Here is a 26,381-nt window from a genome sequence, read left to right on the forward strand (position 1 = left end):
GTCAGAGGCTTTCCGCGGCGGCGATATCAAGCGATCTGTAGAGATCGATGTAACGCCCGGCGACGATATCCCAGGAATAGCCGCGCGCGGCGTCGAGAAGCTCAGAGCGAAGGACATCCGGTCGGCCCGCAAGGTCGGCATGGGCCAATTCCACGGCGGTCGCGGCACTCTCCGGGCTGGTGAAATCGGCAAGCCTGATGACGCGGTGCCGATCGGCGAGCGTCTGAAAGGCGTCGTTGGCGTTCAGCACCGGCAGCAGGCCGGCACTCATCGCCTCCAGCGCGACCAGGCCGAAACCCTCATATTCCGAAGCGGAGGCGAAGAGCGAAGCCGCAGTGATGATCCGGCGGATGGTCTCATTGTCTGGCGACACATGCAGGGTGACGCGGCCGGTCAGGTCCCGGCTTTCGATCTCGCCCTCGATATCCACCCGGTTCAGGTCGGATTCGGCCCCGACAATGTCGAGATGCCATTCCGGATCGCGGCTCTTCAGAACGGCTATCGCGTCGAGCAGATGGTCCAGCCGCTTGTTCACTGAAAATCGGCCGATGGTGACGATGCGGCGTCTTGCGCGACGCGAGGCGGTGTCGGCGAACTTGCCGATATCGGCGCCGTTCTCGACCAGCACGCTGTCCGGCACGATTTCGGAAAACTGCTTGAGATCGGAGGCGCTGCAGCAAACCACACGGCGATAGGCCCTCGCCGAGGCGCGGGTCAGCGTGCGGAACCATATCTTCTTGATCGCCGCATATTTCCGGGTGTGGAAGAAACCGCCATGGGTGGTGACGATCATCGGTTTGCCGTGCAGCATCCGGCCCCAGGCGAGCGCATCGAAGAAGAAGTCGATGGCATGGACATGCACGAGATCGGCGTCGCCGAGATGGCGAAAAACCTGCGGCGCCAGCGGATAACGGCTGCTGCCGGACCACGGAATGCGCACCACCTCGATGCCGTCTATATTTTCGCGCGACGGCAGCCTGTCCTCTGGCGCGGTAAACAGGGAGTTCAGCGTAACGACACGGACACGATAGCCACGCCGAAGGGTCTGGCGGCTGAGATTGGCGACGACGTCTTCCAGGCCGCCGCGATTGGGCAGGAACTGGCGCACGACATGGACGATCAGCGGAGCCGTTTGCGGCTGCGGATTCTCGCGCACCCTGTCTGCCTCGACGATCGCCATTTTCTACCTATCGCTGCGTATGCCAAACGCGTGTTGACGCGGATTTATAGCAACGACCAGATATCTCAGGCGTTAAGGCGTGGTTTGAGCGACGTCCTGCGGAGGCGATTCTTCGCAACAGGGTTAATCGTGTCTGACGGTGTTCAGAAGGCTTTGAAGGTGAGGGTCGTCAGCGACCGGACGATGCCAGGAATATTGGCGATATTGTCGTTGATGAACTTGCCGATGTCCTGGCCTTCCTCGATATAGACCTTCAACAGCAGGTCGTAATCGCCGCTCGTTGAATAGAGCTCCGAGACCAGCTCGGTCTGGTAGATGGCGTCGGCGACCTCATAGGTCTTGCCGGGGGCGCATTGGAGCTGGACGAAGATCGGTTTCATGGAGATTTCCTGCAAAGTTGTTTGGCGCGCATAATGGTCGAAAGCGCCGTGCCGATGCAAGCCGTTCCTCACACGGTCCCTCCGGCCGCCGCTTCGGCGACGATCCAGTCGCGAAAGGCGGCAAGCGGCGCATAATCGGCGCGCTCGCTGGGACAGGCGAGATAATAGCGCTCGCGGCTCTCCATCTCCCGGTCGACGGCGGCGACGAGATCGCCGCGCTTGAGTTCTTCCTGCATCAGGAATGTCGGCAACAGGGCGACACCGAGGCCGGCGATCGCCGCTTGCGCTGCGGTGGCGAACTGATCGAAGAGCATACCGTGCACGCTTTCGAAGGAAACGCCGTTGCCGGCGAACCATTGCTCCCAGGCATCGGGGCGCGTGGTCAGATGCAGGAGTGGAACGGTAAGCAGGTCCTCTGGCTGCGAAATCCTGTGCTGTTTCAGAAAATCAGGGCTGCAGGCCGGCACCGTACGCTCCGACATCAGCAAGGTGAGTTCCGCGCCAGGCCAGTGCGGGTGGCCGAAATGGATCGCGGCGTCAATCGAATCGAGCCGGAAGTCAAAAGGTGAAAGACGGGTCGCGAGATTGATCGTTACGCCGGGATTGGCGCTGAGAAAGCGCCCCAAGCGTGGCGCAAGCCAGCGCGTGCCGAAGGTAGGCAGGATGGCGAGAGTGAGCGTGCCGCCGTGTGGGTTGGCGCGCAGGTTCAGTGAGGCGCTCGAGATCCGGCGCAGCGCCTCGCGAATCTCGCGGGCATAACTGTCGCCGGCCAGCGTCAGCCGCATGGTCTGGCGTTCACGCAAGAAGAGCTCGACTCCAAGCTGCTCCTCCAATGCGCTGACCTGACGGCTGACGGCGCTCTGCGTCAGGTCGAGTTCGCGCGCCGCCGCCGTCACGCTGCCTGTGCGGGCGACCGCCTCGAAGGCGGCGAGATGTGAAGTCGACGGCAGAAAACGCCTTGAAGCGAGCATGATCATTCCGTTTCAGAATGAGCTATTTCCGAAATGTCGATATTTCGGCCTTTGCGGTGCTTGTAAAGAGTTTCATCCTGCAAAATCGGAATGAGCCGGAACCTTAGATGCCACAAGCCTTCATTTCAACAGATCGTATCCGCTCGCTCTTCACCGACGCGATGTCGCAGATGTACCGGACGGAGGTGCCGCAATATGGCACGCTGATCGAGCTCGTGGCGGATGTGAATGCCGGTTGCCTCGAAAGCAATCCGGATCTGCGCGAACGCCTGGCCCGCGCCGGCGAGCTGGAACGCATCGATGTCGAGCGTCACGGCGCCATCCGCCTCGGTACGGCGGAAGAGCTTTTCACCATCCGCCGGCTGTTTGCCGTCATGGGCATGCAGGCGGTCGGCTATTACGATCTTTCGGTCGCCGGCGTGCCGGTTCATTCCACCTGCTTCCGTCCGATCGACGAGGCGGCGCTCAACATCAATCCGTTCCGCGTCTTCACCTCTCTGCTGCGCCTGGAACTGATCGAGGATGAAAGCCTGCGGCGGGAGGCCGAGGCCATTCTGGCCAAGCGGCGCATCTATACGCCGCGTGCCATCGCGCTGATCGAGCGTCACGAGCAGAATGGCGGCCTGACCGAGGCGGAAGCGACTGAATTCGTCGCCGAGGCGCTTGAAACCTTCCGTTGGCACGGCGAAGCCACCGTTAGTGCCGAAACCTACAAGCGCCTGCACGACGCGCATCGGCTGATCGCCGATGTCGTCAGCTTCAAGGGGCCGCACATCAACCACTTGACGCCGCGCACGCTCGATATCGATGCGGTGCAGGCCGGCATGCCGGAACGCGGCATCACTCCGAAGGCAGTCATCGAAGGGCCGCCGCGCCGGCAGTGCGATATCCTGCTGCGGCAGACGAGCTTTAAGGCGCTGGAGGAGGCGATCGTCTTCTCGGGTGACGAGGGTGCGGTCCAGGGCACGCATACCGCCCGCTTCGGCGAGATCGAACAGCGCGGCGTGGCGTTGACGGCCAAGGGCCGGGCGCTCTACGACCGACTGCTTGCCTCGGTTCGCGGCGAAGTGCAGGTCGGCGCCGGCGGCGCCAAAGCCGGCGCCTATGACCAGGAACTGGCTGAGCGCTTCAACGCGCTGCCGGACAGCTGGGATGAGCTGCGCAGCCAGGATCTCGCCTTCTTTCGTTATTCCGCCACGCCCGCGGGCATTGCCGCCGCGATCGCCGGGACCTTGCCGCGCGATCCCGAAGCGCTCCTCGCCAAGGGCTATCTCGCTTTCGCGCCGATCGTCTATGAAGACTTCCTGCCCGTCAGCGCGGCCGGCATCTTCCAGTCGAATCTCGGCACCGATCAGCAGCAGAATTATGCGACACGATCGAACCGCGACGCCTTCGAGACCGCACTCGGAGCGACCGTTCAGGACGAGCTGGCGCTTTACGCGGAACGGCAGGCCGCATCGCTGGATGCCGCGATGAAGGCGCTCGGGCTCGCGGATCTGCGGCTGAGGACCGTTGCGTGAAATCACCGCTTCAACCCCTGTTCTTATGCGCTAGAGTACACCGGTTTCATCCGATCGGACTGTGCCATGCTGAATGATCCGCGCTCCCACGGCCTCTGGGAAAAGACCGCAGGCGAACCGCCGGCGACCTCGCCTCTCCAAGGCGCGGTATCGGCCGACGTCGTCATCGTCGGTGGCGGCTATACCGGTCTCTCCGCTGGCCTGCATCTCGCCGAGGCCGGTTCGAAGGTGGTGCTGCTGGAGGCGAAGGAGATCGGCTTCGGCGGTGCGGGGCGCAATGTCGGTCTGATCAATGCCGGCATGTGGGTGATGCCCAACGACCTCCCCGGTGTGCTCGGCCCAGTCCATGGTGAACGGCTGCTCGATTTGCTCGGAAATGCGCCGAAGCTCGTCATGGAACTGATCGACAAACATGGGATCGCCTGCGAACTCGAGCGCAACGGCACGCTGCACTGCGCCGTCGGCGCCGAGGGGCTGAAGGAGATCGAGGAGCGCGCGGCGCAATGGTCGGCCCGCGGCGCGCCCGTCGCACTGCTGGATGCGGCTGAGACGGCCAAGCGCATCGGCAGCGAGGCTTATGCCGGTTCGCTGCTCGATCTGCGCGCCGGAACGCTGCAGCCGCTTGCCTATGCACGCGGCCTCGCCCATGCCGCCGTCAAGGCAGGCGTCGCCATTCATACATCGAGCCCCGTGACCGCAACGGAGCGCCAAGGCAGCCGCTGGGCCGTGAAGACGGACGGCGGCGAGACCAGCGCAGACTGGATCATCGTTGCGACCGATGCCTACAGCACAGGCCCCTTCGAGCAGGTGCGCAACGAGCAGGTTTACCTGCCCTATTTCAATTTCGCCACCGCACCGCTCGGCCACAATCTTCGTCAGTCGATCCTGCCGGGCCGGGAAGGCGCGTGGGACACCAAGGACATTCTCTCCTCCTTCCGCATGGATCGGGCTGGGCGCCTCGTCTTCGGCAGCGTCGGCGCGCTGCGCAATACCGGCCTTGCGGTGCACAAGGGCTGGGCTAAGCGCGCCCTGAAGCGGCTCTTTCCCGTTATCGGCGATGTCGAGTTCGAATGCGAATGGTATGGCCAGATCGGCATGACCGACAATGCGCTGCCGCGCTTCCACAAATTCGCCCCCAATGTCATCGGCTTTTCGGGCTATAATGGCCGCGGCATAGCCCCGGGCACGGTCTTCGGCCGCACATTGGCCGAGCATATTCTCGGCCGGCTAGCCGAGGCCGATCTGCCGCTTCCGCTGACGTCACCCACCGAGCCGAGCTTTCGTGCGCTCAAGGAACTATGGTACGAAGCCGGCGCTCAGGTCGCCCATTTCGCCGATGCCCGCCTCTGAGAACCGACAAGCGCTTCTGAGAACAATAAGATTGGAAACACGACAATGACCATCGCCGTCCTCGATCTCGCCACCGAAACCGCCAAGCTGCTTGCCGAACTCGGCGTCGATGCCGGCCGCTATCAGGGCGGCACGCTGTCCGTCTCCTCGCCCGTCACCGGCAAGGAGATCGGCAGACTGAGAGAAAATTCCGTTTCCGAAACGAAAGCGGCGATCGAAGAGGCGCACAAGGCTTTCCTGGAATGGCGTAATGTGCCGGCGCCGAAGCGCGGCGAGTTGATCCGCCTGCTCGGCGAGGAGCTGCGTGCCGCCAAGACGGCGCTCGGCCGCCTCGTCTCGATCGAAGTCGGCAAGATCACCTCCGAGGGCCTCGGCGAGGTTCAGGAGATGATCGACATCTGCGATTTCGCCGTTGGCCTGTCGCGCCAGCTCTATGGCCTGACGATCGCCACCGAGCGCTCGGAGCACCGGATGATGGAAAGCTGGCACCCTCTCGGCGCGATCGGCATCATTTCTGCCTTCAACTTCCCGGTCGCCGTCTGGTCGTGGAATGCAGCGCTGGCGATGGTCTGCGGCAATTCCACCGTCTGGAAACCCTCGGAAAAGACGCCACTGACCGCCCTTGCCGTGCAGGCGCTGTTCGAAAAGGCCCTGAAGCGCTTCGTCGCCGAGGGCGGCAAGGCGCCGGCCAATCTATCCACCCTGATCATCGGCGGCCGTGAGGTCGGCGAGGTGCTGGTCGACCACCCCAAAATCCCGCTGGTTTCCGCCACCGGCTCGACGGCCATGGGCCGCGCCGTCGGCCCGCGCCTGTCGCAGCGTTTTGCCCGCGCCATACTCGAACTCGGCGGCAACAATGCCGCGATCGTCTGCCCGAGCGCCGACCTCGACCTGACGCTGCGTGGCGTCGCCTTCTCCGCCATGGGCACGGCCGGCCAGCGCTGCACGACACTGCGCCGTCTCTTCGTCCATGAAAGCGTCTACAACAAGCTGGTGCCGCGCCTGCAGAAGGCCTACGGCTCCGTCGCCATCGGCAATCCGCTGGAGACCGGCACACTGGTGGGCCCGCTGATCGACGGTCAGGCTTTCGAGAAGATGCAGGCGGCGCTCGGCGAGGCAAAGGCGGCAGGCGGCAAGGTGACCGGCGGCGAACGCGTCGACAATGGTTCGGCCGATGCCTTCTACGTTCGCCCGGCGCTGGTCGAAATGCCCGATCAGATCGGCCCGGTCGAGCACGAGACCTTCGCGCCCATTCTCTACGTTATGAAATACAGCGATTTCAATGCGGTGCTGGACTTGCACAATGCCGTGCCGCAGGGATTGTCGTCGTCGATCTTCACCAACGACATGCGCGAGGCGGAAACCTTCGTTTCGGCGCGCGGCTCGGATTGCGGTATCGCCAACGTCAACCTCGGGCCTTCGGGCGCCGAAATCGGCGGCGCCTTCGGGGGCGAAAAAGAGACCGGCGGCGGACGCGAATCCGGCTCGGATGCCTGGAAGGCCTATATGCGCCGCGCGACCAACACGATCAATTACGGCAGCACGCTGCCGCTTGCGCAGGGCGTCAAGTTCGACGTCGAATAAGCACAATCTCAACAAAGGCGACACTGGGCCCAGCGTCGCCTTTTTGGCTCGATCGAAATTTATTCCCTCGCAATCTGAAATATTGGGTCAAGATTTTGTGATGCTTTTTTCTCGGCGACGAAACTTGAAATAACCAGTCAAGAAAAATATACGCCTCTTACCCTGTTGGGGTGACATCGCCATGGAGGCCCTCATGATTACTGCTGTTAACCGTTTTTCCCACGTGCTGGCGCTCGCCGCTTCGCTTCTCTCCACCACGGTGCTCGCAGGCAGCGCCAATGCGCAGGATGAAGGTCTCGTCGTCTACAATGCGCAGCACGAAAGCCTGGGCCGCGAATGGATCGATGCCTTTACCAAGGAGACCGGCATCAAGGTGACCATGCGCCAGGGCGGCGACATGCAATTCGCCAACCAGATCATTCAGGAAGGCGACGCATCCCCCGCCGATGTTTTCCTGACCGAGAATTCGCCGGCCATGACGCTGGTCGACGGCGCCGGCCTCTTCGCCCCGGTCGAAAAGGAAACACTGGATCAGGTGCCGGAGCAGTATCGTCCGGCCGACGGCATGTGGACCGGCATTGCCGCCCGCTCTACCGTCTTTGCCTATGACAAGACGAAGCTCAGCGAAGACAAGCTGCCGAAGTCGCTGCTCGACCTCGCCGACCCCGCTTGGAAGGGCCGCTGGGGTGCATCGCCCGCCGGCGCCGACTTTCAGGCCATCGTCGCCGCGCTGCTGCAACTGAAGGGTGAAGATGCCACTAAGGCATGGCTGAAGGGGCTCAAGGACAATGCGACGCCCTACAAGGGCAACAGCGTTGCCATGAAGGCGGTCAATTCAGGTGAAGTCGAAGGCGCGGTCATCTATCATTACTACTGGTTCGGCGATCAGTCAAAGACCGGCGAAAACAGCAAGAATGTCGGCATGCATTACTTCAAGAATCAGGATCCGGGCGCTTTCATCAGCATTTCGGGCGGCGGCGTCCTGAAGTCCACGCAGCACATGAAGGAAGCGCAGGCTTTCCTGAAATTCGTCACCAGCAAGGCAGGCCAGGCAGTTCTGAAGAACGGCTCGTCCTATGAATATGCCGTCGGCAAGGACGCCCCTTCCAATGACAAGCTCGTTCCGCTTGCCGATCTCAATGCTCCGAAGGTGGAAGCCTCGACGCTGGACAGCAAAAAGGTCGTGGAACTGATGACAGCGGCAGGTCTGATTTAGGCTCTCTACGTGTCGTAGCGCTTATGCGGGAGAGGCTTCGGCCTTTCTGCCGCAGGCTTGCAGCAGCCAAAACTATTGCTTTTGGCTCAAGAAAACCTTAGGGCATGATGGGATCGGGCAACTGTCTTTCCAAGACGGTTGCCTTCCTTTTTCAGCGTATGAAGGCATCGGCCTTGCTGCAGGACAACAGATTTTTCGTCGCCGGCAACGAGGCGCCGGTCGCGCCGAAGCGCGCGCGAATGCTATTGCCGCGCCGGCGCATGCCGCACGCGCCCGTGATGCTACTCGCCACCGTCATCGCGATCTTCAGTCTCGTGCCGCTCGGCTTCATCGGCTGGATAACTTACGATGTTGGCTGGGAGACGGTGAAAACACTTGTCTTCCGGGCCCGTGTCGGCGAACTCCTCATCAATACGGTTCTTTTGGAATCGATCACCATCCCGCTGTCGATCGCGCTGGCCGTGACGCTTGCCTGGCTGACCGAACGAACGGACATTCCGTGCGCCAGGCTCTGGGCCTGGCTGGCGATCGCGCCGCTCGCGGTGCCGGCCTTCGTGCACAGCTATGCCTGGGTCAGCCTTATCCCCGGCATGCGCGGCCTTGAGAGCGGCGTCTTCGTTTCTGTCCTCGCTTACTATCCCTTTCTCTATCTGCCGGTTGCCGCAGCGTTGCGCCGTCTCGACCCGGCCATCGAGGATGCCGCCGCCTCCCTTGGTCTCGACCCCTGGCGCGTCTTCTTCCGAACCGTGCTGCCGCAGTTGAGGTTTGCCATTTGCGGCGGGTCGCTGCTGATCGCGCTGCACCTGCTGTCGGAATACGGCCTGTTCGTCATGATCCGGTTCGACACTTTCGCCACCGCAATCGTCGACCAGTTCCAATCTTCCTACAACAGCCCGGCCTCCAACATGCTCGGCGGTGTGCTCGTTGCCTGCTGCCTTTTCCTGCTTGGCCTTGAAGTGCTGCTGCGCGGCAACGAACGTTATGCCCGCGTCGGCTCCGGCTCGCCGCGTCCGGCCGATCGCCGGCGTCTCGGCTGGTTCCTGGGGCCGGCCATCCTGCTGCCTGTCCTCCTGGCGGTGCTGACGCTCGGCGTGCCGTTGCTGACACTCGGCCGCTGGCTCTATCTCGGCGGCAGCGAGATCTGGCGCATCGAAGTCGGCAGCGCCTTCCTGCAGACGATGGCGCTCGCTCTGGCCGGCGGCGTGCTGGCGACGATTGCCGCAGCCCCCATGGCCTGGCTTTCCGTGCGCGCGCCCGGCCGCTTTCAGCGCCTGCTCGAAGCCTGCCACTATTATGTCGGCTCGCTGCCCGGCGTCGTCGTGGCGCTGGCGCTGGTAACGATCACCGTTCGTATCGTGCTGCCGCTCTATCAGACCTTCGCAACGCTGCTCGTCGCCTATGTGATGCTTTTCCTGCCCCGGGCCATGGTCGGCCTGCGCGCCAGCATCGCCCAGGCGCCGGTGGAGCTGGAGCGCGCCGCGATGGGCCTCGGCCGCACCCCCGGCCAGGCGGTGCGGCAGATCACCATGCGGCTTGCCGCACCGGGGGCCGCGGCCAGCATCGCCCTGACCGCACTTGGCATTACTAATGAACTCACGGCGACGCTGATGCTCTCGCCAAACGGCGTCGATACGCTGGCGACGAAATTCTGGTCGCTGACGAGCGAGATCGATTATGTCTCGGCCGCCCCTTACGCCGTCATGATGGTCGTGCTGTCGCTGCCGCTCACCCTGACGCTTTATACGCAATCGAAACGGACCGCCGGCCAATGACGCTGCTTACGATCGAAAACATCAGCAAGCGCTACGGGCCTGTCCAGGCGCTGAAGGATATTTCGCTCGATGTCCAGGCCGGCAGCCGCACAGCCGTCATCGGCCCGTCCGGCTCCGGCAAGACGACGCTGCTGCGCATCATCGCCGGCTTCGAGCAGGCCGATGCCGGCAGGGTGACATTGGATGGCGACGTACTGGCCGATGGCCTGGCGGCGGTACCGGCCCACAAGCGGGGCATCGGCATCGTCTCCCAGGATGGCGCGCTGTTTCCGCACTTGAGCGTGGCTGAAAATATCGGCTTCGGCTTCGAGCGGGGTGCTGCCGATCGTGAGCGGCGCATCGCCGAACTGCTCGATATGGTCGAGCTCGACCGCAGCATGCTGGCGCGGCGCCCGCACCAGCTCTCCGGCGGGCAGCAGCAGCGCGTGGCGCTCGCCCGCGCGCTTGGTCGCAAGCCGCGGCTGATGCTGCTCGACGAACCATTCTCAGCGCTCGACACCGGCTTGCGGGAAAACATGCGCAAAGCTGTCGCGCGCGTCCTGCAGGCGGCCGGCATAACCGCGGTTCTCGTGACGCACGATCAGGAAGAGGCACTGAGTTTTGCCGATCAGGTCGCGGTCCTGAGGGAAGGGCGGCTGATCCAGGCGGGATCGCCGCAAACGCTATATCTGCATCCCAGAGACCGCGAGACGGCGCTGTTCCTCGGCGATGCCGTGCTGCTTCCGGCCATCATCCGGAACGGTCTTGCCGACTGCGCTCTCGGCCATGTCGCCGTCGAAGGCAGCCGCCAGGGCAAAGCGGAAATCATGCTGCGGCCCGAGCAGATCCGCGTCATTGCCGGGGAAAGCGATCGCGACTACGGCGGACGGGTTGTCGAGGTGGAGTTCGGCGGCGCGGTCTGCACGGTCGCCGTCTCGCTCGATGGCGTTGCCCTGCCGCCGATCCGGATCAAAACCTCGAGCGTCGCCCTTCCCTCGCGAGGCGATCTCGTGCGCCTGGATATATCGGGCAAGGCACACGTCTTCGATCGCTGAGATAATCCGTTCCGGAAAATCAATTTCCGTGGGTTTGTGCGCTAACCGACCCTGCGCACCAGCTCTTGCGGCTCGATGCCCTCAAGCCAGCCGCCGGTAAAGCCGGCGCGCTCGAGCCCGCGGCGGATGATCGGCGCTTGCCGCATCAGCTTCCAGATGAAATCGGAACGCTCGTTTTCCACGGTCATGACGATCAGGCCCTGGTCGATGCCGACGGTGCGGTCGTCCACCCAACCCTCCGGACGTTTGGTCTGGACGGTCGGATTGAAGCCGCCGGGGAAGCCGCCCTCCAACAGCAGGTTCGGATAGGTGGTCAGCAGCGTCTTGGTGCCGTCGAGAGCCGCCTGCCGGTCATAGGGCAGGCAGGCAAGTGCGGCCCAGGGTGCTATCGTGCCGTCATCAGGTCCGAGCGGCGCGCCGCGTGCGGCATAACCCAGCACCTTCGGCTGCCGGCCGCCGCGCATGCGCCGGGTGGGCGGTGGGCCGTCGCAGGCGGTAAAGCCCCAGACATTCCTGTTGTAACCAACGAAACCGCCGGGATTGCGCTCGGCATAGTCGCGCTGCATGTTGATAACGACCTGGGTGTTGCGGAAGTAGTCCCAGTTGCGCTCCCTCATCGGCCTGTCCTGGATGCCGCGGAAATCGATCCAGGCATGTGAAAAGAGATGAATGAAAAGCGGGCCGGCATAGAGATACGGCTGGTCACCGAACATCATCCAGGAATAGCTCGATGTGAAGGCGTCGTAGCTCGACTGCGGAATGGGATGCGTCGGCGAGGCGAGCGCCAGCGCATAAAGGATGATCGCCTCGTCGAAGCCGTGATAACGCCAGCGCAGGAAGCCCGACGAAGGCTTCCATCCCATGGAAATGGCGTCACCCTTGTTCAGCGCCCAGCGCCAGTCGACGCGTTCGTAGATGAAGGTCGCGAGCTCACGGATATCAGTCTCCGTCTCGTCTTCGCGATTGAAATATTGCGCTGAGGTCAGTACGCCGGCGATCAGCAGCGCCGTATCGATGGTCGAAAGCTCGCTGTTCCAGGCGCGATTGCCGCTATCCATGTGGAGGAAGTGGTAGAAGAAGCCGCGATGGCCGGTCGCATGGCGCTCTTCGCCTTGGCGCGCCTCGGCGAAGAAACGCAGCGTATTGACCGTGCGCTCGGCTGCTTCCTTGCGGCTGATCCAGCAACGCTCGACAGCAACCGGATAGGAGGAAAGGGCAAAACCGACGGCCGCGATGCTCGCCGGCACGCCGCCGATCGAGGTATCGGCCACCAGGCCATTTTCGGGATTGGAATATTTCAGGAAGTACTTGAATGCCGAATGCTGCAACCTGTCTATGAGGGCTGCATCAATGTCTTCGATCCGCTGCAGCATAGGCTCCTACCCAACTGTTGCACCGCCCCATGCATGAACATGGTGGTCGTCCCCGGGCAAATCAAACCTTTTTGATTCGCAAGGATAAGAGAACACAAACGGAGGCGATTGGTCGTTAACAATTATCGGTGAAATAATATCTAGCATAAGTCATATAAGCGGTGCAGCAAAGGAACGGGGGCGCACCGCACCGGCACAGCGTATCTCAGGCGATACTTAGAGCCTCGCAGGCGCTTTGCGACGTGGCGCCGCTATCGTCCGACTGCATAGGCTTGCATGAGGCGCGGGGTAGCTGCGGCGCGCATAAGCCCGTCGGCATCCCGCTCTGCGGCGGTCAGCCGGCCGATCGTCCAGGCATCGGTGATCGTCAGCTTGTGGCCCTTTCCGGCGAGCGCGTCGAGTACATCCGGACCGAAATTCTCTTCCGCCATCAGGCTGCCGGGTTCGCGGCTGCGCGGATAGAAGGAGCTCGGAAAATGAGCGGTATGAAAGAGCGGCTGATCGATCGCCGCCTGCAGGTTCAGCTTGTGATGGACATGGCGCAGGAAGAAGGAAAGCTGCCATTGCTCCTGCTGATCGCCTCCCGGCGTGCCGAAAACAAGGGTTGGTCGGCCCTCGAAGAGGCCAAGGGACGGCGTCAGCGTCGTGCGCGGCCGTTTTCCCGGAGCAAGCGAGGTCGGCAGGCCTGGCTTGAGCCAGAACATCTGCGCGCGGGAATTGAGGCAGAAGCCGAGGCCCGGCACGGTTGGCGAAGACTGCAGCCAGCCGCCGGACGGCGTGACGGAGACCATGTTGCCTTCACGGTCGATCACGTCGATATGTACGGTGTCGCCGCGCTTTTCGGAAAGATGCTCCATGGTCGGCTCGTAGACAGCGCCGGTCTTCGTGTCGGCGCCGAACATCTTCATCGCCAGCTCGTGCTGCACTTCGAAACCTGGAATGATACCGGGGCGAAGATCGAAGGAGGCATCCGCTCCGACGAGTTTTCGGCGTTCGGCAGCGTAGCTCTCAGACAGCAGATGGGCGACGGGGATCTCGGAAAAAAGCGGATCACCGTAATAGACCTCGCGGTCGGCAAAGGCGAGCTTCATCGCCTCGACGACGGTATGAACGAAATCGGCCCCATCCGATCTCATCGCGGCGAGGTCGAAACCCTTCAGGATCGACAGGGTCTGCAGGAACACGGGCCCCTGACCCCACGGCCCGGTCTTGGCGATGGTCCAGCCGTGATAATCATAGGTCAGCGGCTCCTCAATCGTCGCCGACCAGTTGGCCATGTCGTTTGCGGTCAGCACGCCCTTGTGGCGCTTGCCGCTTGCATCCATCACTTCGGTCGTCTTCAGGTAGGCGTCGATCTTCTCGGCGATGAAGCCGCGATAGAATGCGTCGCGCGCTGCCTCCACCTGTGCTTCCTGATCATTTTTTGCTTCGGCTTCGGCAATGACGCGCTTCCAGGTTTCAGCCAGCGCCGGATTGCGGAAATTCGCCTGCGCTTCGGGAACGTTGCCCCCAGGCAGCCAGGTTTCGTGGGAGGTCGGCCATTCCTTTTCAAAAAAGGCCGCAAGCCCCTTGATGGTCGCCGCGACGCGCGGCAGCAGCGGATGACCGTGCTCGGCATAAAAGATCGCCGGTTCCAGCACCTGGCGCACGCTCATCGTACCGTAGTCGCGCAGCATCAGCATCCAGCCGTCGAAGGCACCGGGAATGACCGTAGCAAGCAGGCCATCGCCGGGGATCAGCGTCAGGCCTTCCCGCGTATAATGCTCGATCGTCGCGCCGGCGGGTGCCGGCCCTTGGGCTGAGATAACCTCGACCTTGCCCTTCTTCTTCGAATAGATCACCGCCGGCAGGTCGCCGCCAGGGCCACAGAGATGCGGCTCGACGATCTGCAGCACGAAGCCGGTTGCCACCGCCGCATCGAAAGCGTTGCCGCCCTTTTCGAGAATGCTCATGCCGACCGCCGAGCCGATCCAGTGCGTCGAAGTGACGACGCCGAAGGTGCCGAGAATTTCAGGCCGAGTCGTAAATCCGGTCATGTCGAACATCCTCTCTGCAAAATCATCCCTGTTCGGGTCGGTAGGACCTCAAGCCCGCAGCGAACGCGCGGAGAGAAAGACCTGCGGCTCGAAGGCAAAATCCTTGTCGAAGGGATAGGTCGGATGCTGCTTGCGCAGCCGCGGCAGGCGCTCGACGAACTGATCGACCACGCCCTCCGACAGCGCCATCAGGTTAGGGTTTGCGATCGGCGCCAGTTCCGGCGAGAGATAGCCCGATTTGACGACGATGATCTTGGCAGCGTGCGGGTCGATGCCGAGTCGGGTGAAATCGGCGATATTGTGGTAGGGTCGCCGTTTGGCCGAGAGCACGAGATCGATGCCGCCGATCGAAACGACCGCCTGCCGATCGGCGGCGTCGGCGGTCTCATGCAGGAATTTGACGGTAAAGCGGGCATTGACCGGTCTGCTGCCCTTGGAATCGAGCGAGGCCCCGACACTGAGGACAAGCTCAGCCCCGACACCTGCGGCGTAACAGGCTTCGGTCGCCGCCTTGTCGGCAATGTCGGCAAAGACGACGCCGTCAGCACCTTTGGCGATCAGCTCGGCCAGGACATCGGCCCGGTCTCCGACGCCGCCGCCGGTCGGGTTGTCGCCGGATTCGGCGAGCACGACGGGAGCGGTCGGGCTGGCGATCGCCCTCGCAACGCATTCCTCGACCGAACCGGTCTCGCAGCCGAAGACGAAGTCTTCGCGGGCCTCCCAATAGGCCTTGGCGAGCCGCCTCGCCTCGCGCTCCAGCACGGCGCGGTCGGTGCCGGTCATGATAGCGGCGGCCGTGGCGCGCGGTTCGTCGGCCCAGACGTAACCGACCATCAGCGATGCGTCCCAGACGCCCGCCATGGCATCGATCTCGGGCAGCAAGGCATAGAGGCTCTTCGCCGGCTCATCGACCGTGCTGGTGCGCTCGCCGGGCAGGACGACCGGGATCGGCGCCCAGAGGACGAACGGCCTCACGCCGGTTTCCAGGCTCTTGACCAGCATCGAGACCGAGCGGCGCATCGTCTCTTCGACATCGATATGCGGGGCGGTGCGATAGGTGGAGTAGATGTCGAGCGCATCAATGATGCGCTGGGTGACGTTGCCGTGCAGGTCGTAGCTTGCCGAGACGGTGCATGCCTCGCCGACAAGCGCGCGGGCCGCACTGATCCAGTCGCCTTCGGCATCCTCCATGCCTTCGACATACATGGCGCCGTGCATGGCAAGATACAGACCATCGAGCGGCAGCAGCGGCTTCAGCCGATCGAGGAATTCGTTCTTGAAGCCCTCATAGGTGGCACGCGAAACCGGCCCGCCGGCAATGGCGCGGGCATGGACCGTCGGCAGAAATTCGGCATCATAATCCTTCAGAAAGGCGAAATAGGACGATTCCAGCAGCCCCTCTCCGCGCAACACCCGAAAATCCTTTTCCTCATTCAGAACGGGATTGTATGTGCTGCATTCAATGTGAATGCCACCGACGGCAATGCGCATGGGGAACCTCGGTTGAAAGTGGGAGCAATCGGGAAAGGTATGGGTGGCGACGGGCTGAACACGGAGGCGGTTTCAATCCGAAGACGTGCCCCTTGTCCGATCCTGATGATAGTTCGCGAAACGAGCCAATCAACCGCAAATAAACAACAAATTTGCTCCGGGCCGGTCGCCTGGATCGACGATCCGGATCCGGTCATGCAAGAAATTTTTCGATGAGCGCGTTGGCAACCGATTTGCTCAAGCGAGCGAGGTTCGCTTAACAAGCGCAAAGCAACTGCAACGCCGGCCTCAAGCTTGTGAGATCGATCCTGCGTCAGCACTGGCGGGTCCAGCCAAACATTAAGGCCGGCCGTCCGCTGTTGGCGAAAAATACCGCAGCCGTAGCCCGAGAATCGACTGGTAGGTAGCCGGTCCGGACAGGAGCATGATGGCGGAGAGGGTGGGATTTGAACCCACGATACCCTTGCAGGTATGCCGCATTTCGAGTGCGGTGCATTCGACCACTCTGCCACCTCTCCGCGGTCTTGGTCGGCGCTTGTTCGGCGCGGGCGTTCTCATAACGGGCAGATGACAGGTTGGCAAGCCGAAATCTCAAGCTTTTCCATCCTTTTGCCTTGACACCTTTCTGTCACTCGCGTATCCCGCATCCGCAATAGGAGTGGAGTAGTCCGCCCCTTGCCCGCCTCGCGCTCGCGCGGGGTTTCACCGGCAGACCAGAGTTCTGGGCTAGTTCCCTGAAATCCCTGCTTAACTTCGACTGATAAAAAGACGGCCACCTGCGGAAATAGCGGGGAGCGCCGGAACGAACATGAAAGGATAAAAAATGTTCGCAGTCATCAAGACCGGCGGTAAGCAGTACCGTGTGGCAGCCAACGACGTGCTGACCATCGAGAAGCTTGAAGCATCCGCTGGCGACTCCATTGAATTCACCGAAGTCCTCGTGATCGGCGAAGGCGCCGACGCGGCGATCGGTGCGCCCTTCGTAGCCGGCGCCTCCGTCAAGGCGGAAGTTGTCGACCAGACCCGCGGCAAGAAGGTCATCGCCTTCAAGAAGCGCCGTCGTCAGAATTCGAAGCGTTCGCGCGGCCATCGCCAGCATCACACGGTCGTCCGTATCACGGACATCGTGGCTGCCAAGTAAGATCAACGGGTTTCAGGTTTAAAGGAGAACTCCAATGGCACATAAAAAAGCTGGCGGTTCCTCGCGCAACGGTCGCGATTCCGAATCCAAGCGCCTTGGCGTGAAGAAGTTCGGCGGCGAAGCCGTCATCGCAGGTAACATCATCGTGCGTCAGCGCGGTACGCAGTGGCATCCCGGTTCCAACGTCGGCCTCGGCAAGGATCACACGATCTTTGCACTTACCGCCGGCAATGTGGACTACCGAACGAAGGCCAACGGTCGCGTCTACGTGTCTGTTATGCCGAAAGCGGAAGCAGCGGAATAAGCCGGTAGCGCTCAAAAACAGCCGGCGTCTCATCGACCCGGCTGGCCGTACCAGTTTCAGTCCAGAAAACAGGGGAGATGGGGCGCCATCTCCCCTTTTTCTTTGTCCAAACAGGAGGACTGAACATGCAAGGCGAATTGATAAGGGTAGACCAATCACGGTCTTCCCGGGAAGACCAGCGGTCTTCCAAGGAACGGCTGAGGCCGGAGCGGTTAAGGACCGATTGCCCTGTCTTGTTATCGGAAAGGCTCGTCATGCGCGCGCCCCACGAGGAAGACATCGACGCCCTTGCCCATCTCGCCAACAACGCCAAAGTCGCCACCATGGTATCGCGTATGCCGCACCCCTATACCGCCAATGATGCCGCCGACTTTGTTTGGCGTTCGCGAAATGGCGAGATTGGCAAGTGCGTCTATGCCATCACCAAAGCCGAAAACGGCGCCTTCATGGGGTGCTGCGGCGTGGAACCGCACAGCGACGGCAAGACCGTCGAGATCGGGTATTGGCTGGGTGAGCCCTATTGGAACCAGGGCTACACCACCGAGGCCTGCCATGCCCTCGTCGACATGGTGTTCCGGACGCGGCAGGACGTCGACCAGATCGACGCCCGTTGCCGGGTGATGAACGTCGCCTCGCGCCGCGTCATCCAGAAGTGCGGCTTCCAGTTCCAGGGATCGGGGCTTGCGGCCTCGCTGGCGCTCGGCAGCAACGTGCCTGTGGAATGGTACAGGCTCGACCGCAAGACCTGGATGTCGCTGCGAAGCTGGGGGAACATCGCATGAGCACGACGGCACTGCAAAGGCCGGACACCAGGCCGATGATGCCCGGCCCCGCGCCGGTCATCCCGACTGCCCGGCTGACGCTCCGTCCCCACCGGCTGAGCGATGCGCCGGCAATCGCGGAATCGCTTGCCGATTTCGCGGTGACGCGCATGCTTTCCCGCGTCCCCGCGCCCTTCGACAGGCAGGATGCGCTGGATTGGCTGATGCCGGTCACGTCAGGCACGCTGCCGGATTGGTCGCTCGCCATCACCGGCAATGACGATGTCCATATCGGCACCGTCTCGATCGAACTGCGCCACGGCCGCTGGCACCTCGGCTACTGGCTGAACCGTTACTACTGGCGACGCGGCTATATGAGCGAGGCGGTGGCAGCGATCATCGAACGCTTTTCGCGCCGCATGCCCGAGACGCCTGTTCATTCCGGTGTCTTCGCAGACAACCCGGCTTCACTGCGACTGCAGGAGAAGCTCGGTTTCCGCATGACCGGTTGCGGCGAAATCTATTGTTTCGCCCGCAACACCATGGTGTCGCATATCGAAACCGTGCTGCAGCCGGGCGCGTTGCAGTCGCGGAAGGTGGCATAACAGAGCCTAGTGCCGAACATGCTCTGAAAGAAGTGGAAAAGAAGACGCCGCCGGCTCGGCGGCGTCTTCGTCAATCGCCGATCTCGACCCAGACAGGGAAATGATCGGAACCGAGGGATTGCGTATCGATCCGGGCGGATTTCAACCGGCTCTCCAGGCCGCAACTGACGAAGCAATAGTCAAGATGCATGCGTTTGCCGTGATCATCAGGATCCATCCAGCTGTAGCTGTCCGGCGTGTAAGCGTTAAGCGCCGCAAAGGCGTCCATCGGCGTGCCGATCCTGGCAACACGGCCGTAATATCCGCCGCCGGCACCGGCAAGTGCGCAATATTCCGGCGATTCCGGCTCCATGTTGAAATCGCCCATGATCATATAGTCGTCGGGCAGCGGCAGCTCCGGCAGATCAAGCTCGCCACCGCCCGTCAGCGATCCGCCCTCCTGGACGAATGCGTTGATTTTGCCGTTCAGGAATTGCAGCTGGCGGATGCGCTCGTCGGCGGAGACATGGTCGAGATGCACGGAGTAGACGCGGATCGCTCCGCCCGGAATGGCGATCAGCGCCTCGGTTGCGCCGCGCTGCAGGTTGATCTTGGCGATCGTCCGGCTGCGTGGCAGAAGCAGCGTCCGCGTCGACAGGATCGGCCAGCGCGACAGCACCATATTGCCGAACTGAAAACGCGTGCCGCGCACCGGCTGCAGGCCGCCTTTGCCCCCGTCGATATGGATGTCGCAGGCTGGCCCATACACCCAGAAATGGTCGGGAAACAAGGCGGCAATCCCTGCCACCATGTCGGCAAAACCGTTGCGGGAAAAGCCGCGGGTCACTTCTTGCAGCGCGATGACATCGGCGCCTTCGAGGCTGCGGGCGATCCGCGCCAGATCGTATCGGCCGTCGAGACCGAAGCCGTACTGTATGTTATAGCTGACAAAATTCACGATAATCTTTGACCTCCGTCGGAACCGCCTATATCGAATGGGCCAAGACGGGCCGTCCAACTGCCACGGAATATTGGAAGTAAAATGAAATTTCTCGACGAAGCAAAGGTCTATATCCGATCCGGAGATGGCGGCGCGGGCAGCGTTTCCTTCCGGCGCGAGAAATTCATCGAGTTCGGCGGCCCCGATGGCGGTGATGGCGGACGCGGCGGCGATGTCTGGGTGGAGGCCGTCAACGGTCTCAACACGCTGATCGATTTCCGCTACCAGCAGCATTTTAAGGCGACGATCGGCACCCATGGCATGGGCCGCAACCGCACCGGCGCCAATGGCAGCGATGTGACGTTGAAGGTCCCCGTGGGAACCCAAATCTTCGAGGAAGACCGGGAAACGATGATCTGCGACCTGACCGAGGAAGGCCAGCGTTACTGCCTCGCCCATGGCGGCAATGGCGGCTTCGGCAACGCCCATTTCAAAACTTCGGTCAATCAGGCCCCGGACTGGGCCAATCCCGGCCTGCCAGGCGAGGAAAAAACCATCTGGCTGCGGCTGAAGCTGATTGCCGATGCCGGCCTTGTCGGCCTGCCCAATGCCGGCAAGTCGACCTTCCTCGCATCGGTTACCCGCGCCCGGCCGAAGATCGCCAACTACCCCTTCACCACGCTGCATCCCAATCTCGGCGTTGCTACGGTTGACGAGCGGGAGTTCATCCTGGCCGATATTCCGGGCCTGATCGAAGGCGCTCATGAGGGCGTCGGCATCGGCGACCGTTTCCTCGGCCATGTCGAGCGCACCCGCGTGCTGCTCCATCTCGTCTCCGCCCAGGAGGAGAAGGTCGGCAAGGCCTATAAGACGGTCAAACACGAGCTCGAAGCCTATGGCAATGAGCTGACCGACAAGCCCGAGATCGTGGCGCTGTCGCAGATCGACGTGCTTGACGAGGCCGAACTGAAGAAGAAGACGAAGGAGCTGGCGAAGGCCTGCGGCAAGACGCCGTTCCAGATCTCCGCTGTCACCGGCAGGGGCATGACCGAGGTTCTGCGCGCGCTGCGCGATATCATCGTCGAAGAAAATGCCGAGGAGAAGCCGGCCAAGGTGCCGAAGCTCCGGCATCGCGACATGATCGTCAGCGAAGAAGGCACGGACGAGGATGCGGCCGATGACCAGCCGTAAGCCGCTTGGCCGCTACCGCCGCATCGTCATCAAGATCGGCTCGGCCCTGCTGGTCGATCGCAAGGCCGGGCTGAAGAAGGCCTGGCTCGATGCGATGTGCGCCGATATTGCAGGCCTGAAGGCCAAGGGGATCGACGTGCTCGTCGTCTCCTCGGGGGCAATCGCGCTCGGCCGCTCGGTGCTCAACCTGCCCGCCGGCGCGCTGAAGCTTGAGGAAAGCCAGGCCGCCGCCGCCGTCGGCCAGATCGCCTTGGCGCGCGCCTGGTCGGAGAGCCTGTCGCGCGACGAAATCGTCGCCGGCCAGATCCTGCTGACGCTCGGTGATACCGAGGAACGCCGCCGCTATCTCAACGCACGCGCCACCATCAATCAGCTCCTGAAGATCGGCGCCGTGCCGATCATCAACGAGAACGATACGGTCGCGACCAGCGAGATCCGCTATGGCGACAACGACCGGCTTGCCGCCCGTGTGGCGACGATGACGGGCGCCGACCTGCTCATCCTCCTTTCCGATATTGACGGCCTGTACACCGCGCCGCCGCATCTCGATCCGAATGCGGCCTTCCTCGAGACGATCGGCGAAATCACCCCGGAAATCGAGGCGATGGCCGGAGGGGCCGCCTCCGAGCTCTCGCGAGGCGGCATGCGCACCAAGATCGATGCCGGCAAGATCGCCACCACGTCGGGCTGCGCCATGATCATCGCGTCGGGCAAGACCGACAGCCCTCTGTCGGCGATCGAAAACGGCGCGCGCTCCTCCTGGTTCGCACCTTCGGGAACACCGGTCACCGCCCGCAAGACCTGGATCGCCGGGCAGCTGCAGCCGGCGGGCGAACTGCATGTCGACGAGGGCGCCGTCACCGCGCTCGGCGCCGGCAAGAGCTTGCTTCCCGCCGGCGTGCGCAGCGTTTCCGGCCTCTTCAGCCGTGGCGACACGGTAGCGATCATCGGACCGGCCGGTCGCGAGATCGCCCGCGGGTTGGTAAGCTACGATGCCGAGGACGCCCGCCGCATCGCCGGCCGCAAATCGGCCGAGATCGCGGCCATTCTCGGTTATGCCGGACGCGCCGCCATGGTCCATCGCGACGACATGGTGATGACCGCCCAGATCAGACCGAAATCGGAAAGGCAGAAGAAGGACGCGAGCTATGCTTGATACCGTTGCGCCGGGGCCTGACATTGATGCGCTGATGAACGACATCGGCCGCAAGGCGAAGGCTGCGGCGCGACCGCTAGGCTTTGCGTCCACCGAGGCGAAGAACAAGGCCCTGAACGCCATGGCCGACGCGATCCTGGCGAGCAGGGCGCATATCCTGGCCGAAAACGTTAAGGACCTGAAGGATATCGAAGGCAGCGAAACGCTTGCCTCCTTCGTCGACCGGTTGACGCTGAACGACAAGCGCATTGCCGAGATGGCCGAGGGAATCCGCGCCATCGCCGCCCTTGCCGATCCGGTTGGCGAAGTCATCGCCGCCTGGGACCGGCCGAACGGCCTGAAGATCGAGCGCGTCCGCACGCCGCTCGGCGTCATCGGGGTGATCTTCGAAAGCCGGCCGAACGTCACCGCCGATGCCGGGGCGCTCTGCCTGAAAGCCGGCAATGCGGTCATCCTGCGCTGCGGCTCGGATTCGCGCCGTTCATCGCAGGCTATCCATGCCTGCATGGTTGACGGCCTGAAGGCGGCCGGTCTTCCGGAGCATGCGATTCAACTCGTTCCGGTCACCGACCGCGCCGCCGTCGGCGCCATGCTGCGCGGCCTCGAGGGGGCGATCGACGTCATCGTGCCGCGCGGCGGCAAGAGCCTGGTTGCCCGCGTCCAGAACGAGGCCCGGGTGCCGGTCTTCGCCCATCTCGAAGGCCTCTGCCACATCTATGTCGATGCATCTGCCGATCTTGAGATGGCGAAGAAGATCGTCGTCAACGCCAAGATGCGCCGCACCGGCATCTGCGGCGCGGCCGAGACTCTGCTCGTCGATATCGCGGCAACCGGCACGCATCTGACGCCACTGCTCGAGGTGCTGACGGAAGCCGGCTGCGAGATCCGCGCTTCGGCGGCGGTGCTGAAAGTTGCGCCCGGCCTGAAGCCCGCGACGGAGGAGGACTGGTCGACCGAATATCTCGACGCGATCATCTCGGTCGCCGTCGTCGACGGCATATCGGGCGCCATCGCCCATATCCAGACATATTCCTCGAACCACACCGAGGCCGTCATCGCCGAAGACCCCGGCGTCGTCGAGCGTTTTTTCACCGAAGTCGATTCGGCGATCCTGCTGCACAACGCTTCTACCCAGTTCGCCGACGGCGGCGAGTTCGGCATGGGCGCGGAAATCGGCATCGCCACCGGCAAGATGCATGCCCGCGGTCCCGTCGGTGTCGAACAGCTGACCTCCTTCAAATACCGGGTGCGCGGTGCCGGACAGACCCGACCCTGACGTGACGACGGAAGAGCTGGACCGACGTTATCTCCGCATGCCGCACAGCGAGCGCGGAATGGTCGTCGGCCTGTTCGGCGGGTCTTTCAATCCGCCACATGAGGGCCATGCGCTCGTCGCCGAAATCGCCATCAAGCGGCTCGGTCTCGACCAGCTCTGGTGGATGGTGACCCCCGGCAATCCGCTGAAAAGCCGCAATCTTCTCGCGCCGCTCGCCGAACGAATTGCCGAAAGCGAGCGTGTCGCCGCCGATCCGCGCATCAAGGTCACCGCTTTCGAGCAGGCGCTCGGCGTCAGCTACACCGCCAATACGCTGGCCCGCGTCAAGGCCCGCAATCCGCATGTGCATTTCATTTGGATCATGGGCGCCGACAGCCTGCAGACCTTTCACAAATGGCAGAAATGGCAGGAGATCGCCCGCACCTTTCCGATCGCGGTGATCGACCGGCCGGGCGCGACGCTCTCCTATCTCTCTTCGAAAATGACGCGGAGCTTCGATTTCGCGCGCGTCGACGAGGACGATGCGCGCGTTCTCTGGAAGAAGCGGGCTCCGGCCTGGACCTTCATCCACGGCCCACGCTCCGGCCTGAGCTCGACGGCAATCCGCAACGGCGCTTTGCCGGGCACGGTCAGATAGTTGATTTTAGAGTCTGTCAGGTTTATGTTGAAACATATCCTGCATGCCTGAGATAGGCGGCGCATTCGCGCGGGCTGAATGCTTTGAGGACTTCACCGACGCGCCGCCATGTCGCTTCGACGCTACGCTCGTCGGCCTTGCGCAGCAAAGTCTTGAGTTTGGCGAACATCATCTCGATCGGATTGAGATCAGGGCTGTAGGGCGGCAAGAAGAACAGGTGGGCGCCGGCATTGCGGATGGCGTTGCGCGCCGGCTTGCCCTTGTGGCTGCCGAGATTGTCGAGGATGACGATATCGCCGCGATTGAGGGTTGGTGCCAGGCATTGCTCGACCCAGGCGGTGAAAGCGGTGCCGTTGATCGGGCCATCGAGCACGAAAGGCGCGACGATGCGGTCGTGGCGCAGCCCGGCGAGGAAGGTCAGCGTTTTCCAATGGCCATGCGGTATTCCGGCGATCAGCGGCTGCCCACGCTGACACCAGCCGCGGGTGCGCGTCATGTTGGTTTTGACCCAGGTTTCGTCAACGAACACCAGGCGGTCCGGATCAAGTCGATGTTGATGGGTCTTCCAGCGGCTCCGGAACCGCGCCACCTTCGGCCTGTCCTGCTCGCTGGCGATCAGCGTTTTTTTTAAATGTCTTGCCTTCACGGCGCAAGAAACGCCAAACCGTGTCATGAGAGACATGGATGCCTGCCACCTTCAGATCGACGGCAAGCGCCCGCACCGTCCAATCGGCTTTGGCCGCCAGGCGGCGGTGAACCTCATCGGCCGCCGCGCCACACAGCATGGGTTTGACATGCCCACCCATCTTGGCCGGCGCCAAACCACGCCCGGATCGGTCAAGCTGACCGATCCGCACTGCCGTCGCCGCCGATACCCCAAAGCGCAAGGCGGCCGCCCGCACCGTCATGCCCTCGGCAAGTGCGTCGGCAATGCGCTTGCGTAAATCCACGGAAAGAGGTCGCGCCATCGTTGCTGGCCTCCCCACCAGCAATGATGTTGAATCACAACCGAAGCAAAAAGGGAATCCCGTTGCGATTCAGCTTAAAGCTGACCGACTCTAGAAAAAATCCCGGAAACGAGAAAGCCCGACGGGGGAGGAGATCCGTCGGGCTTATAAACTCGATCGACAACTGGGAGGAGGAGTGTTGCCGACCCTGTCGAACGGCTATGGGAGGAGGAGAAAGCCGTTTCGATGAATGTGTTGTACCATATTCCGCGGCAACGTGAATATCATTTTGTGCAATGCAGCAATGCAACCGACGCAATACTGCGGTCACAAGGCGTCGAATGCTGCCGCATTAATCGGCAAGCTCTGCAAAACAACTCTTTCCCCTGCGGGGTCCGATGACTTGGCAATCGCCATCCCCGCTCATTGCGCGCCTACGGACCAACCTCTCAAAAGCAAGCCCGTCATGAAGAGATAAGCCCGGCCGCCGGTAGGGTTATATTTTCATGGATATATCCCCTAGCCAAACTATGAGTATCGTTATATTCGTAGAAACATTTCGATAGCTGGGGACTGAATGCATGCAGAACCGCCGCCAATGGATGAAGCTGGCAACCGCCGCGATCGCGGCTCTCTGCATAGGCGCGGCGCTGCCGGCACCCGCAGCTGCTGAGAAGCTGACCGTGTTTGCCGCGGCAAGTGTCAAAAATGCGCTCGACGCCGCCAATGCCGCTTGGACCCAGGAGAGCGGCAAGGAAGCCGTCGCCTCCTATGCGGCGAGCGGGGCTCTTGCCAAGCAGATCGAAAACGCCGCGCCGGCCGACATCTTCATCTCGGCCGACCTCGACTGGATGGACTACCTCGCGGATAAGAAGCTGATCAAAGCCGACACCCGCTCGAACCTGCTCGGAAACCGGATCGTGCTCGTGGCCGAAAAGGACAAGGCAAAGCCGATCGAGATCAAACAAGGTTTCGATCTCGCCGCTTTGCTCGGTGACGGCAGGCTTGCCATGGGTGAGCCGAAATCGGTTCCTGCGGGCAAATACGGCATGGCTGCGCTGGAAAAACTCGGCGCCTGGACACCGGTCGAAAGCAAGGTCGCCGGCGCCGAAAGCGTACGCGCAGCCCTCGTCCTTGTCTCCCGCGGCGAAGCGCCTTATGGCATCGTCTACCAGACCGACGCAGCGGCCGACAAGGGTGTCGCGATCGTCGGCACCTTCCCGGCCGATTCCCACCCACCGATCATCTATCCGGTCGCGATCCTTGCTAAGAGCAAGAACCCGGATGCAAGGGCCTATATCGACTTCCTGAAATCGGACAAGGCGTCCGTCTTCTTCACGGCGCAGGGCTTCACTATCCTGAAGTGATTGAGAAACTAAGGCGATTGCGGAATCAGGGGCGACAGCTTAGCGTCAGTCAAGGCTACTGACCCACTGCTCTGGCTGCCCGCTTCGTTCAGATGGTTGCCCCTCACCCTAACCCTCTCCCCGCTCGCGGAGAGAGGGGACATGCCCAGCGAGAACGTTGGCGAAGGATG

23 protein-coding genes and 1 tRNA gene are annotated in these 26,381 nt (G+C 62.5%); 15 read left to right on the top strand and 9 right to left on the bottom strand.

The annotated features are described in order from the left end of the window. Position 1 precedes the first annotated feature (1 nt). From NXC14_RS21450 to NXC14_RS21460, 3 genes are all read right to left on the bottom strand, one after another. Positions 2–1,180 carry a glycosyltransferase family 4 protein gene (locus tag NXC14_RS21450; RefSeq protein WP_085779845.1) on the bottom strand — a complete coding sequence of 393 codons (1,179 nt, stop codon included), beginning with the start codon at positions 1,178–1,180 and terminating at the stop codon, positions 2–4. Between the two features lie 143 nt (positions 1,181–1,323). Further along, positions 1,324–1,560 carry an Lrp/AsnC ligand binding domain-containing protein gene (locus tag NXC14_RS21455; RefSeq protein WP_003567502.1) on the bottom strand — a complete coding sequence of 79 codons (237 nt, stop codon included), beginning with the start codon at positions 1,558–1,560 and terminating at the stop codon, positions 1,324–1,326. 68 nt (positions 1,561–1,628) lie between these two features. Then, positions 1,629–2,537, bottom strand: coding sequence for a LysR family transcriptional regulator (locus NXC14_RS21460; RefSeq protein WP_085779846.1), 909 nt, complete (start codon positions 2,535–2,537; stop codon positions 1,629–1,631). Positions 2,538–2,638: 101 nt separating this feature from the next. On the opposite strand from NXC14_RS21460, the gene NXC14_RS21465 reads away from it, so the two are divergent. From NXC14_RS21465 to NXC14_RS21490, 6 genes are all read left to right on the top strand, one after another. Continuing rightward, the gene (locus NXC14_RS21465; RefSeq protein WP_085779847.1) at positions 2,639–4,051 is read left to right on the top strand and encodes a VOC family protein; all 1,413 of its coding nucleotides are present in this window, start codon (positions 2,639–2,641) and stop codon (positions 4,049–4,051) included. Between the two features lie 66 nt (positions 4,052–4,117). Continuing rightward, on the top strand, positions 4,118–5,401 hold the full coding sequence (locus NXC14_RS21470) for an FAD-binding oxidoreductase (protein WP_085779848.1): 1,284 nt from the start codon (positions 4,118–4,120) through the stop codon (positions 5,399–5,401). Positions 5,402–5,446: 45 nt separating this feature from the next. Continuing rightward, positions 5,447–6,985: an aldehyde dehydrogenase family protein gene (locus tag NXC14_RS21475; RefSeq protein WP_085779849.1), complete on the top strand. Its 1,539-nt coding sequence runs from the start codon at positions 5,447–5,449 to the stop codon at positions 6,983–6,985. Positions 6,986–7,178: 193 nt separating this feature from the next. Beyond that, a complete protein-coding gene (locus NXC14_RS21480; RefSeq protein ID WP_085780239.1) occupies positions 7,179–8,201 on the top strand; it encodes an iron ABC transporter substrate-binding protein in 1,023 nt (340 codons plus the stop codon). Positions 8,202–8,305: 104 nt separating this feature from the next. Further along, positions 8,306–9,973 carry an iron ABC transporter permease gene (locus NXC14_RS21485; protein WP_085779850.1) on the top strand — a complete coding sequence of 556 codons (1,668 nt, stop codon included), beginning with the start codon at positions 8,306–8,308 and terminating at the stop codon, positions 9,971–9,973. After that, a complete protein-coding gene (locus NXC14_RS21490) occupies positions 9,970–11,007 on the top strand; it encodes an ABC transporter ATP-binding protein (protein ID WP_085779851.1) in 1,038 nt (345 codons plus the stop codon). Before NXC14_RS21485 ends, NXC14_RS21490 begins: the two co-directional genes overlap by 4 nt. Before the next feature lie 41 nt (positions 11,008–11,048). On the opposite strand, the gene NXC14_RS21495 is transcribed toward NXC14_RS21490, so the two are convergent. The 4 genes from NXC14_RS21495 to NXC14_RS21510 all read right to left on the bottom strand — a co-directional run bounded on the left by NXC14_RS21495 (position 11,049) and on the right by NXC14_RS21510 (position 16,425). Beyond that, positions 11,049–12,380, bottom strand: a complete 1,332-nt coding sequence (locus NXC14_RS21495; protein ID WP_085779852.1) for a glucoamylase family protein — start codon at positions 12,378–12,380, stop codon at positions 11,049–11,051. 251 nt (positions 12,381–12,631) lie between these two features. Continuing rightward, positions 12,632–14,416 (bottom strand): gamma-glutamyltransferase family protein, encoded by a 1,785-nt coding sequence (locus NXC14_RS21500; protein ID WP_085780240.1) that lies wholly within the window; start codon positions 14,414–14,416, stop codon positions 12,632–12,634. A 48-nt stretch (positions 14,417–14,464) separates the two neighbouring features. Continuing rightward, positions 14,465–15,907, bottom strand: coding sequence for a M81 family metallopeptidase (locus NXC14_RS21505; protein WP_085779853.1), 1,443 nt, complete (start codon positions 15,905–15,907; stop codon positions 14,465–14,467). A 428-nt stretch (positions 15,908–16,335) separates the two neighbouring features. Next, positions 16,336–16,425, bottom strand: a tRNA-Ser gene (locus NXC14_RS21510). Positions 16,426–16,730: 305 nt separating this feature from the next. Here NXC14_RS21510 and rplU point away from each other — a divergent pair. The 4 genes from rplU (at position 16,731) to NXC14_RS21530 (ending at position 18,718) form a co-directional block, all read left to right on the top strand. Next, positions 16,731–17,048: a 50S ribosomal protein L21 gene (rplU, locus tag NXC14_RS21515; protein ID WP_007824851.1), complete on the top strand. Its 318-nt coding sequence runs from the start codon at positions 16,731–16,733 to the stop codon at positions 17,046–17,048. Between the two features lie 34 nt (positions 17,049–17,082). Then, entirely contained in the window at positions 17,083–17,352 is a 270-nt protein-coding gene (rpmA, locus tag NXC14_RS21520; protein WP_004676172.1) for a 50S ribosomal protein L27, read from the top strand. Positions 17,353–17,477: 125 nt separating this feature from the next. After that, positions 17,478–18,134, top strand: coding sequence for a GNAT family protein (locus tag NXC14_RS21525; protein WP_011427247.1), 657 nt, complete (start codon positions 17,478–17,480; stop codon positions 18,132–18,134). Beyond that, positions 18,131–18,718 (top strand): GNAT family N-acetyltransferase, encoded by a 588-nt coding sequence (locus NXC14_RS21530; protein ID WP_085779854.1) that lies wholly within the window; start codon positions 18,131–18,133, stop codon positions 18,716–18,718. Before NXC14_RS21525 ends, NXC14_RS21530 begins: the two co-directional genes overlap by 4 nt. Positions 18,719–18,788: 70 nt before the next feature. Here NXC14_RS21530 and NXC14_RS21535 read toward each other — a convergent pair whose 3' ends face one another. Then, positions 18,789–19,655 (bottom strand): endonuclease/exonuclease/phosphatase family protein, encoded by an 867-nt coding sequence (locus tag NXC14_RS21535; RefSeq protein WP_085779855.1) that lies wholly within the window; start codon positions 19,653–19,655, stop codon positions 18,789–18,791. A gap of 84 nt (positions 19,656–19,739) precedes the next feature. On the opposite strand from NXC14_RS21535, the gene obgE reads away from it, so the two are divergent. Genes obgE through NXC14_RS21555 form a run of 4 tightly spaced genes read left to right on the top strand, consistent with a single transcriptional unit; the run spans position 19,740 to position 23,897 of the window. Next, the gene (gene obgE, locus NXC14_RS21540) at positions 19,740–20,828 is read left to right on the top strand and encodes a GTPase ObgE (RefSeq protein WP_085779856.1); all 1,089 of its coding nucleotides are present in this window, start codon (positions 19,740–19,742) and stop codon (positions 20,826–20,828) included. Beyond that, positions 20,815–21,984 carry a glutamate 5-kinase gene (proB, locus tag NXC14_RS21545; protein ID WP_085780241.1) on the top strand — a complete coding sequence of 390 codons (1,170 nt, stop codon included), beginning with the start codon at positions 20,815–20,817 and terminating at the stop codon, positions 21,982–21,984. Before obgE ends, proB begins: the two co-directional genes overlap by 14 nt. Further along, positions 21,977–23,260, top strand: coding sequence for a glutamate-5-semialdehyde dehydrogenase (locus NXC14_RS21550; RefSeq protein WP_085779857.1), 1,284 nt, complete (start codon positions 21,977–21,979; stop codon positions 23,258–23,260). Before proB ends, NXC14_RS21550 begins: the two co-directional genes overlap by 8 nt. Positions 23,261–23,297: 37 nt before the next feature. Further along, the gene (locus NXC14_RS21555) at positions 23,298–23,897 is read left to right on the top strand and encodes a nicotinate-nucleotide adenylyltransferase (protein ID WP_245362170.1); all 600 of its coding nucleotides are present in this window, start codon (positions 23,298–23,300) and stop codon (positions 23,895–23,897) included. 22 nt (positions 23,898–23,919) lie between these two features. Here the strand turns inward: NXC14_RS21555 and NXC14_RS21560 are convergent. Continuing rightward, a protein-coding gene (locus NXC14_RS21560) for an IS630 family transposase (RefSeq protein WP_198175470.1) occupies positions 23,920–24,865 on the bottom strand; the annotation gives its coding sequence in 2 pieces (ribosomal slippage) (positions 23,920–24,525 and positions 24,527–24,865; 945 coding nt in all). 560 nt (positions 24,866–25,425) lie between these two features. Here NXC14_RS21560 and modA point away from each other — a divergent pair. Further along, a complete protein-coding gene (gene modA / locus NXC14_RS21565; protein WP_085779859.1) occupies positions 25,426–26,211 on the top strand; it encodes a molybdate ABC transporter substrate-binding protein in 786 nt (261 codons plus the stop codon). Positions 26,212–26,381: the final 170 nt, after the last annotated feature.

Origin of the sequence: Rhizobium sp. NXC14 (assembly GCF_002117485.1) — a bacterium.
Classification (GTDB): Bacteria; Pseudomonadota; Alphaproteobacteria; order Rhizobiales; family Rhizobiaceae; genus Rhizobium.

Excerpts from the sequence above, each read along its gene's own strand:
- NXC14_RS21550 (WP_085779857.1), top strand. The coding sequence starts at position 21,977 with ATGCTTGATACCGTTGCGCCGGGGCCTGACATTGATGCGCTGATGAAC.
- NXC14_RS21465 (WP_085779847.1), top strand. The coding sequence starts at position 2,639 with ATGCCACAAGCCTTCATTTCAACAGATCGTATCCGCTCGCTCTTCACC.
- NXC14_RS21530 (WP_085779854.1), top strand. The coding sequence starts at position 18,131 with ATGAGCACGACGGCACTGCAAAGGCCGGACACCAGGCCGATGATGCCC.
- NXC14_RS21475 (WP_085779849.1), top strand. The coding sequence starts at position 5,447 with ATGACCATCGCCGTCCTCGATCTCGCCACCGAAACCGCCAAGCTGCTT.
- modA (WP_085779859.1), top strand. The coding sequence starts at position 25,426 with ATGCAGAACCGCCGCCAATGGATGAAGCTGGCAACCGCCGCGATCGCG.
- NXC14_RS21495 (WP_085779852.1), bottom strand. The coding sequence starts at position 12,380 with ATGCTGCAGCGGATCGAAGACATTGATGCAGCCCTCATAGACAGGTTG.
- NXC14_RS21500 (WP_085780240.1), bottom strand. The coding sequence starts at position 14,416 with ATGACCGGATTTACGACTCGGCCTGAAATTCTCGGCACCTTCGGCGTC.
- rplU (WP_007824851.1), top strand. The coding sequence starts at position 16,731 with ATGTTCGCAGTCATCAAGACCGGCGGTAAGCAGTACCGTGTGGCAGCC.
- NXC14_RS21525 (WP_011427247.1), top strand. The coding sequence starts at position 17,478 with ATGCAAGGCGAATTGATAAGGGTAGACCAATCACGGTCTTCCCGGGAA.
- NXC14_RS21455 (WP_003567502.1), bottom strand. The coding sequence starts at position 1,560 with ATGAAACCGATCTTCGTCCAGCTCCAATGCGCCCCCGGCAAGACCTAT.
- NXC14_RS21480 (WP_085780239.1), top strand. The coding sequence starts at position 7,179 with ATGATTACTGCTGTTAACCGTTTTTCCCACGTGCTGGCGCTCGCCGCT.
- NXC14_RS21505 (WP_085779853.1), bottom strand. The coding sequence starts at position 15,907 with ATGCGCATTGCCGTCGGTGGCATTCACATTGAATGCAGCACATACAAT.
- rpmA (WP_004676172.1), top strand. The coding sequence starts at position 17,083 with ATGGCACATAAAAAAGCTGGCGGTTCCTCGCGCAACGGTCGCGATTCC.
- NXC14_RS21450 (WP_085779845.1), bottom strand. The coding sequence starts at position 1,180 with ATGGCGATCGTCGAGGCAGACAGGGTGCGCGAGAATCCGCAGCCGCAA.
- NXC14_RS21555 (WP_245362170.1), top strand. The coding sequence starts at position 23,298 with ATGCCGCACAGCGAGCGCGGAATGGTCGTCGGCCTGTTCGGCGGGTCT.
- obgE (WP_085779856.1), top strand. The coding sequence starts at position 19,740 with ATGAAATTTCTCGACGAAGCAAAGGTCTATATCCGATCCGGAGATGGC.
- NXC14_RS21490 (WP_085779851.1), top strand. The coding sequence starts at position 9,970 with ATGACGCTGCTTACGATCGAAAACATCAGCAAGCGCTACGGGCCTGTC.
- NXC14_RS21485 (WP_085779850.1), top strand. The coding sequence starts at position 8,306 with ATGATGGGATCGGGCAACTGTCTTTCCAAGACGGTTGCCTTCCTTTTT.
- proB (WP_085780241.1), top strand. The coding sequence starts at position 20,815 with ATGACCAGCCGTAAGCCGCTTGGCCGCTACCGCCGCATCGTCATCAAG.
- NXC14_RS21460 (WP_085779846.1), bottom strand. The coding sequence starts at position 2,537 with ATGATCATGCTCGCTTCAAGGCGTTTTCTGCCGTCGACTTCACATCTC.
- NXC14_RS21470 (WP_085779848.1), top strand. The coding sequence starts at position 4,118 with ATGCTGAATGATCCGCGCTCCCACGGCCTCTGGGAAAAGACCGCAGGC.